The sequence below is a fragment of the Telluria sp. LT2P34 genome (assembly GCF_059685915.1).
On record NZ_JCASIN010000002.1, the window covers coordinates 980,687 to 994,181 of the forward strand.

General features: G+C 62.2%; 16 protein-coding genes. 5 read left to right on the forward strand and 11 right to left on the reverse strand.

All coding sequences use genetic code 11. The features are described 5' to 3' along the window. Window positions 1-41 precede the first annotated feature (41 nt). Together gloA and AC56KZ_RS10265 are read left to right on the forward strand one after the other, a co-directional pair. Complete coding sequence (gene gloA, locus AC56KZ_RS10260) at window positions 42-455, forward strand: lactoylglutathione lyase (protein WP_497162050.1); 414 nt, start codon at window positions 42-44, stop codon at window positions 453-455. 179 nt (window positions 456-634) lie between these two features. Next, window positions 635-1,879 carry a hypothetical protein gene (locus AC56KZ_RS10265; RefSeq protein WP_497162051.1) on the forward strand — a complete coding sequence of 415 codons (1,245 nt, stop codon included), beginning with the start codon at window positions 635-637 and terminating at the stop codon, window positions 1,877-1,879. Window positions 1,880-1,949: 70 nt separating this feature from the next. Here the strand turns inward: AC56KZ_RS10265 and AC56KZ_RS10270 are convergent, their stop codons facing one another. From AC56KZ_RS10270 to AC56KZ_RS10290, 5 genes are all read right to left on the reverse strand, one after another. After that, complete coding sequence (locus tag AC56KZ_RS10270; protein ID WP_497162052.1) at window positions 1,950-3,308, reverse strand: TolC family outer membrane protein; 1,359 nt, start codon at window positions 3,306-3,308, stop codon at window positions 1,950-1,952. 47 nt (window positions 3,309-3,355) lie between these two features. Then, window positions 3,356-3,679 (reverse strand): rhodanese-like domain-containing protein, encoded by a 324-nt coding sequence (locus tag AC56KZ_RS10275; protein ID WP_497162053.1) that lies wholly within the window; start codon window positions 3,677-3,679, stop codon window positions 3,356-3,358. A gap of 7 nt (window positions 3,680-3,686) precedes the next feature. Then, window positions 3,687-4,340, reverse strand: coding sequence for a protein-L-isoaspartate O-methyltransferase family protein (locus AC56KZ_RS10280; RefSeq protein WP_497162054.1), 654 nt, complete (start codon window positions 4,338-4,340; stop codon window positions 3,687-3,689). Window positions 4,341-4,479: 139 nt separating this feature from the next. Beyond that, window positions 4,480-5,142: a TetR/AcrR family transcriptional regulator gene (locus tag AC56KZ_RS10285; RefSeq protein ID WP_497162055.1), complete on the reverse strand. Its 663-nt coding sequence runs from the start codon at window positions 5,140-5,142 to the stop codon at window positions 4,480-4,482. A gap of 98 nt (window positions 5,143-5,240) precedes the next feature. Beyond that, the gene (locus tag AC56KZ_RS10290; protein WP_497162056.1) at window positions 5,241-6,128 is read right to left on the reverse strand and encodes an SDR family oxidoreductase; all 888 of its coding nucleotides are present in this window, start codon (window positions 6,126-6,128) and stop codon (window positions 5,241-5,243) included. A gap of 126 nt (window positions 6,129-6,254) precedes the next feature. Between AC56KZ_RS10290 and AC56KZ_RS10295 the strand changes: the two genes are divergently transcribed. Beyond that, entirely contained in the window at window positions 6,255-6,512 is a 258-nt protein-coding gene (locus AC56KZ_RS10295) for a YkgJ family cysteine cluster protein (protein ID WP_497162057.1), read from the forward strand. Window positions 6,513-6,553: 41 nt separating this feature from the next. Here AC56KZ_RS10295 and AC56KZ_RS10300 read toward each other — a convergent pair whose 3' ends face one another. The 5 genes from AC56KZ_RS10300 to AC56KZ_RS10320 form a co-directional block, all read right to left on the reverse strand. Further along, window positions 6,554-6,973, reverse strand: a complete 420-nt coding sequence (locus AC56KZ_RS10300) for a hypothetical protein (RefSeq protein WP_497162058.1) — start codon at window positions 6,971-6,973, stop codon at window positions 6,554-6,556. A gap of 92 nt (window positions 6,974-7,065) precedes the next feature. Then, window positions 7,066-7,908, reverse strand: coding sequence for a hypothetical protein (locus AC56KZ_RS10305; RefSeq protein ID WP_497162059.1), 843 nt, complete (start codon window positions 7,906-7,908; stop codon window positions 7,066-7,068). A gap of 479 nt (window positions 7,909-8,387) precedes the next feature. Next, window positions 8,388-8,840 carry a hypothetical protein gene (locus tag AC56KZ_RS10310; RefSeq protein WP_497162060.1) on the reverse strand — a complete coding sequence of 151 codons (453 nt, stop codon included), beginning with the start codon at window positions 8,838-8,840 and terminating at the stop codon, window positions 8,388-8,390. Window positions 8,841-8,932: 92 nt separating this feature from the next. Continuing rightward, on the reverse strand, window positions 8,933-9,178 hold the full coding sequence (locus AC56KZ_RS10315) for a hypothetical protein (protein WP_497162061.1): 246 nt from the start codon (window positions 9,176-9,178) through the stop codon (window positions 8,933-8,935). Window positions 9,179-9,183: 5 nt separating this feature from the next. Further along, entirely contained in the window at window positions 9,184-9,591 is a 408-nt protein-coding gene (locus AC56KZ_RS10320; RefSeq protein WP_497162062.1) for a hypothetical protein, read from the reverse strand. 249 nt (window positions 9,592-9,840) lie between these two features. On the opposite strand from AC56KZ_RS10320, the gene AC56KZ_RS10325 reads away from it, so the two are divergent. Beyond that, on the forward strand, window positions 9,841-10,677 hold the full coding sequence (locus tag AC56KZ_RS10325) for an undecaprenyl-diphosphate phosphatase (RefSeq protein ID WP_497162063.1): 837 nt from the start codon (window positions 9,841-9,843) through the stop codon (window positions 10,675-10,677). A gap of 42 nt (window positions 10,678-10,719) precedes the next feature. Next, on the forward strand, window positions 10,720-12,558 hold the full coding sequence (recQ, locus tag AC56KZ_RS10330; RefSeq protein ID WP_497162064.1) for a DNA helicase RecQ: 1,839 nt from the start codon (window positions 10,720-10,722) through the stop codon (window positions 12,556-12,558). Between the two features lie 154 nt (window positions 12,559-12,712). Here the strand turns inward: recQ and trmB are convergent, their stop codons facing one another. Further along, the gene (gene trmB / locus AC56KZ_RS10335) at window positions 12,713-13,393 is read right to left on the reverse strand and encodes a tRNA (guanosine(46)-N7)-methyltransferase TrmB (protein WP_497162137.1); all 681 of its coding nucleotides are present in this window, start codon (window positions 13,391-13,393) and stop codon (window positions 12,713-12,715) included. Between the last annotated feature and the right edge of the window lie 102 nt (window positions 13,394-13,495).

Genomic DNA, 13,495 nt, shown 5'->3' on the forward strand with positions numbered 1-13,495 from the left:
ATAGAATCGTCGTTTCCGATTTCACCAGAAAGACCACATCCATGCGCCTCCTGCACACCATGCTTCGCGTCGGCGACCTGCAGCGTTCGATCGACTTTTACACCAGGTTGCTCGGCATGAAACTGCTGCGCACCAGCGACAATCCCGAATACAAATACACGCTGGCCTTCCTCGGCTACGGCAGCAATCCCGACCACGCCGAACTCGAGCTGACCTACAACCACGGCGTCGACAGCTACGACATGGGCACCGCCTACGGCCACATCGCCCTCTCGACCGACGACATCTACGCTACTTGCGACGCGGTGCGCGCGGCCGGCGGCAACATCACGCGCGAGCCGGGGCCGGTCAAGGGCGGCAGCACCGTGATTGCTTTCGTCACCGATCCGGACGGCTACAAGATCGAATTCATCCAGCGCAAGGACAGCGAAATGGGTGGCGGCCTGAGCAGCTAAGGCGCGCAGCACCCAAGCAACGGCGCCCATGGCGCCGTTTTTCTTTTGAGAACAAAATTCCGCTTTTACCGACGGTCAACGATGCCTTTGACCGCCGCCAAGTTAACTCATCATTACGTGAACGATTTGCGCGCGACGGTTCTAGACTGGACCTGTCAACTCTTCCATGGAGACGCGCCATGTTCACTTCCCCTTCGGTCTATTTTCCAACATCGCCGCGCGCTGCGGCATCGGTAGCGGCGTTCGCGCTGGCGGCACTGCTGGCAGGATGTGGCGGTGGCGGTGGCAGTGGTGGTCACCACCCTGCGCCACCCCCTCCCCCTCCTCCGGCGCCGCCGGTCGATCTCGGCCCGCTCTACGATTTCGCCCCGATCGGCCTGCCCGGCATGACCTGGGGTGAAGTCGACCGGCGCGGCATCGCCACGAGCATGCGCGTCACCGGCACCGGACGCGACGCCGCCGGCAACGCGCGCGCCTTCTATTACAACGGCAAGGAAACGCTCGACCTCGGCACCTTCGGCGGGCGCGATGCACACGCCTTCTCGATCAACCGCTGCGGCCAGATCGCCGGCTGGGCCCAGGAGCAGAACGGCCTGGCGCATGCCTTCCATTACGACGGCGTCATGCACGACCTGGGCACGCTGGGCGGCGCCGAATCCTTCGGCTTTGCGATCAGCACCTGCGGCAAGGTGGCGGGCTGGTCGCGCACGACTAACGGCGAAACGCATGCCTTCTACAACGACAATGGCGGCATGCGCGACCTCGGCACCCTGGGCGGCACCGGTTCCTACGCACTGGCGATGAACACGCTAGGCCAGGTGGTCGGCTATGCTTACGGCCCGGGCAACAGCTGGTACCACGCCTTCCTCTACGACGCCCGCACTGGGGCGCCGATCCAGGACCTCGGCTCGCTGGGCGACTCCTCGATGGCGGTGGACATCAACGATGCCGGCAAGATCATCGGCAACGCGCGTGTCGCCGACGGCGTGCTGAACGCTTTCTGCTGGGAAGCGGGCACGATGCACAACCTCGGCCTGCTGCCGGGCGCGCGCAGCGCCGAGGCACGTGCGCTCAATGGAGCCGGACTGATCGTAGGCAACATGACCTATCCGGACGGACGCCAGTCCGCCTTCCTGCACGACGGCACCACCCTGCGCGACCTCGGTAGCCTGGGCGGCAGCGGCTATGCGAACGCGGTCGCCATCAACAGCGCGGGCCTGGTTGTCGGCTCGTCGACAAACCCGGCGGCAAACGCCGAGCATGCCGCGGCCTGGTCGGCCAGTTATGGCCCGGTCGACCTGAATGCGCGCACCAGGAACCTGCCGGCCGGCACCGTGCTGGTGAGCGCGCTGGCGGTGGCCGACGATGGCGGCATCGCGGTGCTGACCAACAAGGGACTCGGCGTGCTGCGGCCGAGAAATTGAAGGGAGCGCTTAACGCAAAACGGCGCCGAACACGGCGCCGTTTTTCATTTGCAGGGCTGGGCCCGCAAATTTACTTCTGCAGCAGGTTATTCACCGGCACCAGATCCGCTTCGCGCAGCGAGCCGGAGGCAGCCTTCAGGCGCAGGCCGTTCAGGATGGTGTTGTAGCGGGCGCGCGCCAGGTCGGTGCGGGTCGAGTACAGCTGGCGCTGGGCGTTGAGCACGTCGATATTGATGCGTACGCCAACCTGGTAACCCAGCTTGTTCGATTCGAGCGCCGACTGGCTCGACACTTCCGCCGCCTGCAGCGCCCTGACCTGCGCCAGGCCGCTGTTCACACCGAGGAAGGCCTGGCGTGCCTGCAGGGCGGCATTGCGGCGCGTCGCCTCGAGGTCGTTACGAGCCCGGTCTTCCAGGGCGATCGATTCGCGCACGCGGCTGGTGACGGCAAAGCCGTTAAAAATCGGCACGTTCCACTGCACGCCGATCGAGTTGTTGCGGCTGTCGCCCGAGGTGTTCTGGATGCGCCCGCCCGTGTCGCGGCCGCTCGAGGCGGCGACCAGGTCGAGCGTCGGCAAGTGGCCGGCGCGGTTGCGCTTGATGTCGCGCTTGGCGGACTCGAGCGACAGCTGCGATACCGTCACGCCATAGTTCTGGTTCTCGGCCGACGACACCCACGGGTCGACCAGGGCCGGCTGCGGCGGCGCCAGCGTCACGCCCGACTGCAGCGGCGCCAGTGCGCCCGGCTCGTTGCCGATGATCGCCTGCAGCGCGCTGCGCTTGTTGTCCAGGTCGTTCACGGCGGCAAACTCCTGCGCCACCGTCAGGTCGTAGGCGGCCTGCGCCTCGTGGGTGTCGGTGATGGTCTGGGTGCCGACCTCGAAGTTGCGCTTGGCCGAGGCCAGCTGCTCGGTCACGGCGCTCTTCTGGGCGCGCGTCGATTCCAGCGTGTCCTGGGCCGACAGCACGTCGAAATAGGCTTGCGCCACGCGCGTGATCAGGTCTTGCTGGGCCTGGGCAAACTGGGCTTCGGCAATGGCTTGCACGAGCTTGCTTTGCTCATAGGTCTGCCAGCGGTCCCAGCGGAACAGCGGCTGGCTCAGCGCCAGCGTGTATTCGCTGGTGGTCAGGTTGGTGCCGCCGGAACGGATCTGGGTCGGCACGCCGCCCACGACCACGGTCTCGCCTTCGTTAAAAGGCGAAAAATCGCTGTCGCTCCTGACGGTCGAGCCCGACAGGCTGACCGTCGGCAGCAACCCCGCCCGGCCCTGGGTGACGCGTTCGCGCCCGGCCGCAAGCGTTGCGCGTGCGCTGGCGAAGGTGGCGTCGTTGGCCAGGGCCTGCTGGTATACCTGGACCAGGTCGATCGCGTGCGCATTGAGCGACACGAAAGCGCTGGCCAGCAGCACGGCGATGAGGGATTTCTGCATTGCGGTCTCCGTCGGAGTCATCAAAAGTTGGAAGGGAAATACACAGGTCAATACTTCGGCATCGCCGGATCGACCTGCAAGGCCCAGGCGTGTACGCCGCCCGTTAAATTCGTTACGTTTTCGAACCCGTTGCGTTCGAGGAAAGCTGCGACCTGCATGCTGCGCGCGCCGTGGTGGCAAATACAGACAATCTCTTGCCCATCATCGATTTCACCGGCGCGGATCGGAATCAGGTGCATCGGGATCAGGGTCGAGCCGGCGATGTGGCAGGTCTCGAATTCCCAGTTCTCGCGCACGTCCAGCAGCAACGGGCGCGGCTGGCTGTCGTCCTGCAGGCGTTCGGCCAGTTGCGGCGCGGTCATGTGCTGCATCGTGTCCTCAGAACGTGAAGCGCGACACGGTCGGTGCGCCCGAGAGCATCTTGACGTTCGTTTCGAACAGCTTGACCGTGTCATACGCGGCTTCGCCGACACGTGTCACCAGCACTGCGCTCATGGCTGGCGAACGGCCGACGATGGCGACGATACGCCCGCCGACCTTGACGCTTTTCAAAAACGCTTCCGGGATGGTTTCCAGGCCGCCGGAAATGACGATCGCGTCGAACGGTCCGCCCTGCTCCCAGCCGGCTGCGCCATTGCCTTCGACCACGGTCACATTCGCGATGCCGGCACGGGCCAGGTTCTGCTCGGCCAGCGCCTTGAGTTCGGGCGAGATGTCGACGGTGGTGACGTGACGCGCGCGGTGCGCCATCAGGGCGGCCATGTAGCCGGAGCCGGCGCCGATTTCCAGCACGTTCTCGTGTTTTTTCAGGTTCAGTTCCTGCAGGATGCGCGCTTCGATCTTCGGATCGAGCATCGACTGGCCGCCCGGCAGCGGGATCTCGACGTCGGCAAAGGCCAGGTTCTGGTAAGCCGCCGGCACGAACTCTTCGCGCTTGACCACGTGCAGCAGGTCCAGGACCTCCTGGTCCAGCACGTTCCAGGGGCGGATTTGCTGTTCGATCATGTTGAAGCGGGCTTGTTCGATATTCATCTTAATACTCGGTGGAAAAGAAATAATCCGATATTTTATCGTTGAACTGCTTCAACACGTACATCTTATCGGGACAGTATCGAGATCGCGCGAAATTGCGACAGTCTGCAGTTTGAGAGGGGTGAACGCCTGAAAAAGCTCAAGCTGGCGCGCAGGCGGCGGCGCCGGGCGGCGGTAGCAGGCCATTCAAGGCCATATCGAGGAAAGCGTCGAGGAAGGCCAGGGGCTCGAGCGCACCGCGTTCGCAGGGGCCGACCGAATGCTTCCAGGTGACCAGCATCAGCATGGGCGCGACCAGCACCTGGGTGACCTGGGCGACATTGATCGACCGGAATTCGCCGCGTGCGATGCCGCGCTCGAGCATGCTTGAAATCATGCGCGTGCCGCGGTTGATGACCTCGGCCTGGTAGAAGGTGGCCAGCTCCGGGAAATTGCCGGCTTCGGCCGTGACGAGCTTGATGATGCAGGACACTTTATGGGCGCCGATGCGGTCCCACCAGCCCATCATCACGCTGCGCAGCAGCTCGGCGCTGTGGCCCTCGAATTCGGCGACCGAGGACTCGGCGTCGCCGATCACGGGGACGATGCTGTTGCGCACCACCGCCTTGAACAGCTCTTCCTTGTTCTCGAAATACAGATACAGGGTGCCTTTCGAGACACCGGCACGGCGCGCGACATCCTCGAGCCTGGTCGAGGCAAAGCCGCGCTCGACGAACAGGTCGATCGCCGCCGCCAGCAATTCTTGCGGACGTGCCTCCTTGCGGCGCTCCCAGCGCGGCTTGGTGTCAAGTGGGCATTCCATGCTTCCGTCCGACAACTTAATAATAAGCTATCGAATATAGACCCCGGCCCGGGGGTAGTCAAGCGCAAGCCCCGCTCGCCGCGTCGGGACTGCCTGACTTACCTTCCTTTACTGTTGCCGCAGCCGTAAATTCGCCCCTGGGCGCGCGATTTGTAGAGCGAGCCTTCGGGATCGATCGGCCGCGCGTCGGTCTGCTGGCGCGGCACCTGGAACACCGACAGCACGTCCACCAGCCCCGGCACCAGCCTTTCCAGCGTCACGTCGATGCTGGCCATGGCGCCGACCTTGACGTTGCGGGCCGGCGTGGTGGCCGCGTCGAGGATCGCCGCGGCCACCTGGTGCGGGTCGATCTGCGGCGCCGGCAATTTCGGCTCATGCGCCAGGTAGTTGCGTGCATGCTGGGGCAGCGGCGTATCGACCGCGGTCGGCTCGATCAGGGTGATCGACACCGGCGCGCCATCGACATGCTCGATCTCGATGCGCAGGGCGTCGGTAAAACCTTTCACTGCATGCTTGGTAGCCGAATACATGCCTTGCAGGGGGATGGCAAGTTCCGAAGCCTCGCTGCCGACGTTGATCAGGGCGCCGCCCGTCAGGCGCAGGTGCGGCAGGGCCGTCAGCGAGCCGTTGACGATGCCCCAGAAATTGATGTCGAACAGGCGCCGGCTGTCGGACTCCGACACTTCGTCCAGGCGGCCATAAATGGTGCTGCCGGCGCAATTGACCCAGGTATCGATGCGGCCGAAACGCGCCAGCGCCTGGCGCGCCACCTCCTCCACCTGCTCGCGCTGCGACACGTCCGCCACCACATGGATGGCCTCGACGCCGGCGCCGGCCAGAGCGCTGACGACGGCCTCGAGCACATCGCCGCTGCGCGCCACCAGCACCAGTTTGGCGCCACGGCGCGCCGCGTCCTGGGCGGTGGCAAGGCCGATGCCGCTGGAGGCGCCGGTAAGGACAATGACCTGCTGATCGAGTGGTTTCAAGGACCTTGCCATGCGATGCTCCATTCTGCGTGTTGTGGGTATGCGTCAAACATAGCAGCAAGGCCGGGTCCGCAGCGCGCGCCTCCGGCTATACTGCGCGCTCTCCCAAGCCGCACACTGAACACCATGAACTGCCGCGACCACTGTGGTGCCTGCTGCACCGCCCCTTCGATCACCAGCCCGATTCCTGGCATGCCTGACGGGAAGCCTGCGGGGGCCAGATGCGTTCAGCTTGGGGTTGACAATCGGTGTCTCATTTTCGGAAAGCCAGAACGTCCGGCATTCTGTGCAGGACTGCAACCGTCTGAGGAGATGTGCGGGACTAGCCGCGACCAAGCTATTCGATGGCTTGACGAGTTGGAGCGCGCGACCATGCCCGGGTAGTCAGCGACAGCCGCTGGCTCATGGGCGCTCACGGTGGATGCTTACCACTCCTTCGTTACGTCAACTGACTCACCGTCAACATGCAGATGATAGGACTCGAAGCCTTGCGAGTCGACCAGAAGGACAAGCTCAGAATTATCAGAGAACTGAAGGCGAAGTTCGTTGTTTGGGAGTCGCGTCACGCTTGTCACCGCTTGGTCCAAGAGCTGAGTAAGGCCTGCCGTCCCGGTCGCCAAATCAGAATTGGCGGCACTGACCACTTGCCCCGACGCGGTGAGCAATCTGAATCCAGCTTCAACATCAATATTCGCGCCGTCTTGATACTTTGGCACTTCGGCGACGACACCACGCAATTTTATGAAGCTCATCCGCAAATGATGACGCCCTATACAAACCTGGCTCAATTCCTGCCCCACCAATGCATCTAATGGGAAGTCCTGGGGTATTGATAGTTCAGCCATTTGATGAGTTCTTTCTGAGAGTCTGCGGAACGGCTTCGTGTCACAGGAAATCCATAGTTTGCTGAGCGGACATGGGCGGGCCAAGCCGCAAATCATAAGTGGGCGGCTTGTCGGACGTAGAGCGTCGCGAAAGTCGAAGGAATTTCAGCCAGTTCCGCCTCAAGGTACGGAACAGTTGAAATACAGTCGAGCCACTCCAGGAACCGGTCTTCAGTGAAATACGATTGAACCACGTTCAATGCTGAGGTTTGAGCAGCCGCTGGGATAAATGTTGCCACCGGCAGCGCGCCACTGTCGTCCCTGGCGGCCATTTCGACCTTTAGGCAATGCGACCACTCCCAGCCGATGTATGGTCGAGCCTCCATTGAAAATTCGGACGGCCACCGTATGACGCTGTTCAGAATCCCATGCGCGCCGACTAACCAGACGATGACCTGTGCGCGCCAGTGCGGCGAAGGAATATTCAAGACAGAACGTAGCCACGGCTCGACTGAAGACTCCGGCAGATACTTTAGGCAGAAGAACATCGACGCGGCGAAATCCCCGCTTGCATCCCACCAGACCCAGACTTGGTTCGGGTTATTGTTTGACTGACGCAAAACCTTCCCGATAGTGATATCCGAGCCGTTCCAGCACATGCTGTCCATCATGCACCGCCCTAGGGTGAGAAGCACGTCTTCCCGAAACCCTTTGTATGGTTCCCGATAGATTCCATTCGGGTAGATGGCCATGAACCCGGTCAGCAATGATTCTAGTAGATACGAGACGAACGAATCATGGTGACGCGGGAGGACTGCTCCAAGAAGGTAGTGGTACCAAGTGTTCCATTCCTCCATTGGGCCGAATGAACCGGTACCGGTTGCAATTTCCGCAAGAGGCTCCTGCAAGTCCTGCGTTGTAATCTCGTCGAGGTTCCCCAGCAGTTCACGAAACATTCGTCGTCCGTCACTCATGAACCAGGCCTCTCCCATCGGCTCGGTCGGCCTTGGGAAATGTGCACGGAGCCGCCCTAAGGCTAGAGGGTCCACACCATTCCCCGGCATCCAAAGAAACTGTTCCATATCACCTTTCCCTGTCAGTAAGCGCGGCGCCCATCATAAGCAATTGTCAACAGCCATCCCGCAGTCGTCCGACGTGTGCAGCTGGCGGATGACTACCGATGTCGGGTTGCTCTTTGCGCGCAGAGGCACACTTTTTCGTCATCTCTTAACATAATTACCGCCAAGCCGGCAGGCGTACACTGCGTGCAACTCGACGGGGACAACCGCTGCCGCGTGTTCGGCAAGCCGGAGCGGCCGGCGTTTTGCGACGGGCTGCAGCCGTCGGAAGAGATGTGTGGAACTAGCCGAGACATTACGTCGTCGTGCAAGGTAATATTGGCGTTTCTGGAAATAACAGAAACCGATACAGCTCCCTACTCCCTCGTCCGATAGACAATAGGGATAATTTCTCCGCAAAAAAAATGCTTGCTTGCCTGCTGCTGCACGACAATTCCGGAGGGATAAGTCACGCATAATGTCGGACCCGGCATCCAAGCCAGCTCGACGTCGTCGAACGCGCAGTAAGCAACGAACACACTCCCTCCGCCACGTGATGTCCCGACCTCCCGCTCCACATAGACCTGCATAAAGTCCGCGCCAGGCATACTGAATGCCACTGCCTTGCCAAGCCCGTCCGGCGCTGCCGCTTCATGGTGCGGGGGAGGTTCGATCTTCTTGAGCTTTCGGGGCCGCCGGGCCTTCGGCTGCGGGCCGAGCAGCTTTGCCCGAAGCTCCGCCAGTACCTCTCGCCTCTTTTCGAGCAGCTTGCCAGACCAGCGTCTCAGGTCTGAACCTTCATCAATTACCGCCAGCGCTCGCTGTTTCACATCCGCTTGCAGACAGCCATACGCACACTGTGTGGCCGCTAGTGCGAGCCAAAAAACAGGCCCGTCGTCGCTGTCTTCCGGCCTTGATGCGGCTAGCGGGGATGGGTCCCGTGCAGGCCTGCCTTCTTTTTCTTCTTGACGGTGACCGAGATTTCCTGCGCTGGCTTCGTTGCCGGCGGCGGCGCGACGGGCATTGGAAAGCCGAGGAAAATCATGATGAGGAAAACCGGCAGCAGCAAGTAGAAGAGCGGTCGTTTCCAGTTGAGTTGGCGTTTCAGCATTGCCAATAGATAAGCATTGCCCGCGCCATTGCAAGTGACGCGCGTAAATACATCCATCTAGGTCATTCCACGGCGCGGCGCCGGGACCCTTGCACATGGGCGAACAAGGCGCCCAGCGTCATGTGCTCGTCCCAGACTTCCTCGAGGGCGACGCCATAGCGCGTACGCAGTTCGCCGGCGAGCTTTTGCAGTTCGGCGGCGTCGGATAGCCACTTCGATGGATGCAGGGTTTTATAGATGCCGAGCAGCTGGTCGTCGGGACGGAATTTCAGTTGGTCGATGTCGCGAAAGGCAAAGGCGTCGGCAAACACGGCGAGAAATTCGCGGATCTGCTTTTTCGTGGCCCACGGAAAGGCACGGCGCCACAGACGTCCCTGGGAGGCCCGGGTACGGAAGGGATTGACCACCTGCTTGAACGACAGCAGCGACCATGCAAGCGCCAGCAAGATCAGGATTACAACAATACTCATCAGTGGATGGCAGCGTTACTCATAAAATCCAGTCTAGCATGTGCAAGGCGGCGTGGCACATGCGCGAGCGATATCGTGCAGCGCGCTCGGGGCAGTACCGGCGCCGATAACACAGCGCAACAATTCTCGCCAAAATTACCCTTCCCGGGACAGCCGGGGCAACGGCGGACAGCGTGCTCATGGTAAGCTTCCACCCCGCGCAGTTCGTCCACCCCGCACTCCCCTTTTACAAAGCAAAGCAAGCGATTCATGGATATTCTTCTGGCCGTCAAGGCAATCATCATGGGCCTGGTCGAGGGCTTCACCGAGTTCCTTCCGATTTCTTCCACCGGCCACCTGATCCTGGCGGGCAGCTTGCTCAATTTTACGGGCGAGAAAGTCAAGGTCTTCGAAATCGCGATCCAGACCGGCGCCATGCTGGCCGTGATCTGGGAATTCCGCGAACGCATCAAGCTCCTGCTCGCCGGAATTTTCTCGGACCGCAAGCAGCAGAAATTCGCTTTTAACGTGCTCATCGGTTTCATGCCGGCGGCGATCCTCGGCCTGATGTTCAGCAAGGCCATCACCGCCGAACTGTTCAAGCCGGTGCCGGTGGCGCTGGCCTTCATCCTCGGCGCCTTCGTCATCCTGTATGCGGAGCGCCGCCACAAGAAGCTGGCCGGGGGCGTGGCGCGTGTCGAGTCGGTGGACGACATGACCATGCTCGACGCGTTGAAGGTCGGCTGCGCCCAGGCCTTTGCCCTGATTCCGGGCACCAGCCGCTCGGGTGCGACCATCATCGGCGGCATGCTGTTCGGCCTGTCGCGCAAGGCGGCCACGGAATTCTCGTTCTTCCTTGCCATCCCGACCTTGCTGGGCGCTACCGCCTATTCCGTCTTCAAGCAGCGCGCGCTGCTGTCGATGGCCGATATACCGATGTTCGGGCTCGGCGCGCTGGCCGCGTTCGCCTCGGCCTTCCTCTGCGTGCGCTGGTTACTGCGCTACATCAGCACGCACGACTTCACGGTGTTCGCCTGGTACCGTATCGTGTTCGGTGTGATCGTGCTGGTCACCGCCCATTACGGGCTGGTGAATTGGGCGGAATGAGTGGGCTGAATGAGTGGGCGGAATGAGGCCGAAAGCAATTCAATGAACACCGAGATCCAGGCTCAGGACACGGAGGCGCGCGCGCTGCACCTGCTGCAGACCGTGTTCGGCTACCCCGCGTTCCGCGGCAACCAGGCCGACATCGTCCATCACGTGGCCGGCGGCGGCGACGCGCTGGTGCTGATGCCGACCGGCGGCGGCAAGTCCCTGTGCTACCAGATTCCGGCGCTGCTGCGCGACGGCGTCGGCGTCGTCGTGTCGCCGCTGATCGCGTTGATGCAGGACCAGGTCGATGCCCTGGAAGAGGTCGGCGTGCGCGCCGCTTTCCTGAACTCGACCCAGACCTTCGAGGAAACGCTGCGCATCGAGCGCCTGGTGCGTACCGGCGACATCGACCTGGTCTACGTCGCGCCCGAGCGGCTGATGACGCAGCGCTGCCTGGATTTGTTCCACGATTCGCGCATCTCCCTGTTCGCCATCGACGAGGCGCACTGCGTGTCGCAATGGGGTCACGATTTCCGCCCCGAATACATTCGCCTGTCGATCCTGCACGAGCAGTTTCCCGACGTGCCGCGCATCGCCCTCACCGCCACCGCCGACCAGCAAACCCGCGACGAAATCGCCCACCGTCTGCAACTGGACGACGCGCGCAAGTTCGTATCTTCCTTCGACCGCCCGAACATCCGCTACCAGATCGTCGAAAAGACCACCGGGCGCAAGCAACTGATCGATTTCATTTCGACCGAACACCCGGGCGATTCGGGCATCGTGTATTGCCTGTCGCGGAAAAAGGTCGAGGAAACGGCCGATTTCCTGAACGAAAACGGCCTCCGCGCGATGGCGTACCACGCCGGCATGGAGTACGCCAAGCGCGCCGACAACCAGGCCCGCTTCCTGCGTGAAGAAAGCATCGTGATGGTGGCGACCATTGCTTTCGGCATGGGCATCGACAAGCCGGACGTGCGCTTCGTCTGCCACCTCGACCTGCCGAAGAGTATCGAAGGTTATTACCAGGAGACCGGCCGCGCCGGGCGCGACGGAATGCCGGCCAGCGCCTGGATGGCCTACGGCTTGCAGGACGTGGTGCTGCAGCGGCGCATGATCGCCGAATCCGAAGCCGACGAAACATTCAAACGCGTGCTGGGTGTAAAACTCGACGCCATGCTCGGCCTGTGCGAGACCCTGTCCTGCCGCCGCATGCGCCTGCTCGACTATTTCGGCGAGCGTTCCGGCCCCTGCGGCAATTGCGACACCTGCCTGATCCCGCCGATCAGCATGGATGCCACGGTGCCCGTGCAAAAGCTGCTCTCGACCATCTACCGGGTCGACCAGCGCTTCGCCGCCGGCCACGTGATCGACGTGCTGCGCGGCGTGCAAACCGACCGCATCAGCCAGTGGCACCACGATGCCTTGTCGGTCTACGGCATCGGCAAGGACCTCGGCGAGCAGGAATGGCGCGCCATCGTGCGCCAGGTCATCGCAGCCGGGCTGATCACGGTCGACCACGAGTCGTATAGCTCCTTAAAACTGACCGACGCGGCGCGCCCGGTGCTCAAGGGCGGCCAGAAGGTGCAGCTGCGCCAGTACCAGAAGCCGGTCAAGCCGAAACGCGCCTTTGCCGCCTCCAAGGGCAGCTACGAAGAAATGGAATTGTCGAAGTCGGAACAGGGCATCTTCGAGCGACTGCGCTCCTGGCGCATGGGCTGCGCGCGCGAACACGGCGTGCCGGCCTATGTCGTGTTCCAGGATGCGACCCTGCGCGAAATCGCCAAGGTCAAGCCGACTTCGCTCGACCAGCTGCGCGGCGTGACCGGGGTCGGCGAGAAGAAGCTGGTGTCATACGGGGACGAGATTGTCGGGATCATCAGCGAGATGATGTAGGGCTGCATTGCCGACATACCCGTAGGGTGGGCGGGTCTCCCGCTCACGCGTTCAAGCAGCGGGAAAACAGACGCGCAGGCTCTTCAAACGTGATTTGAACGCGTGAGCGGCGGAGCCGCCCACCCTACGCCCTGCTGCACAATTTTCGCACTACCTACTTTTTCGTAAACACGAGGTCCCACACCCCGTGCCCCAGCTTGATGCCACGGTTCTCGAACTTGGTCAGCGGCCGGTAGGCCGGCTGCGGCGCATAGCCCTCGGCGGTATTGGCCAGCAGCGGTTCCGCGCCCAGGACGTCCAGCATCTGCACCGCGTAGTCTTCCCAATCCGTCGCCAGGTGGATGTAGCCACCGGCCATCAGCTTCTGGCACAGCAGTTTGACGAAGGGCGCCTGGATCAGGCGGCGCTTGTTGTGGCGCGCCTTGTGCCAGGGGTCCGGGAAGAAGATGTGGACGCCGGCAAGCGAGGCGTCCGGGATCATGTTGTTCAGCACTTCAAAAGCGTCGTGCTGGATCAGGCGCAAATTCGTGATGTCCTGCTCGCCAATCTGCTTGAGCAGGCTGCCCACGCCCGGCGTGTGCACTTCGACGCCAATAAAATCCTTGTCCGGCATCTGGCGCGCGATATGCGCCGTGGTATCACCCATGCCGAAGCCGATTTCGAGGATGGTCGGCGCCTGGCGCCCGAAGGCGGCTGCATAGTCCAGCATATCCTTTTGATAGGCGACCAGGAACTTCGGACCGAATTCGTCGAGCGCGCGTGCCTGCCCTGTCGACAGGCGGCCGGCGCGGGTGACGAAACTGCGGATGCGGTGGTCAAGTGGGTCGTACAGCATCGTACGGGCCGGGCCGTTGTCAGGGATATCGTCGGACATGGAAATGAGGGGAAATGAAGTGAAGATGAGTATGAGGAAAGAACGGCGCACATTATAGCCTAC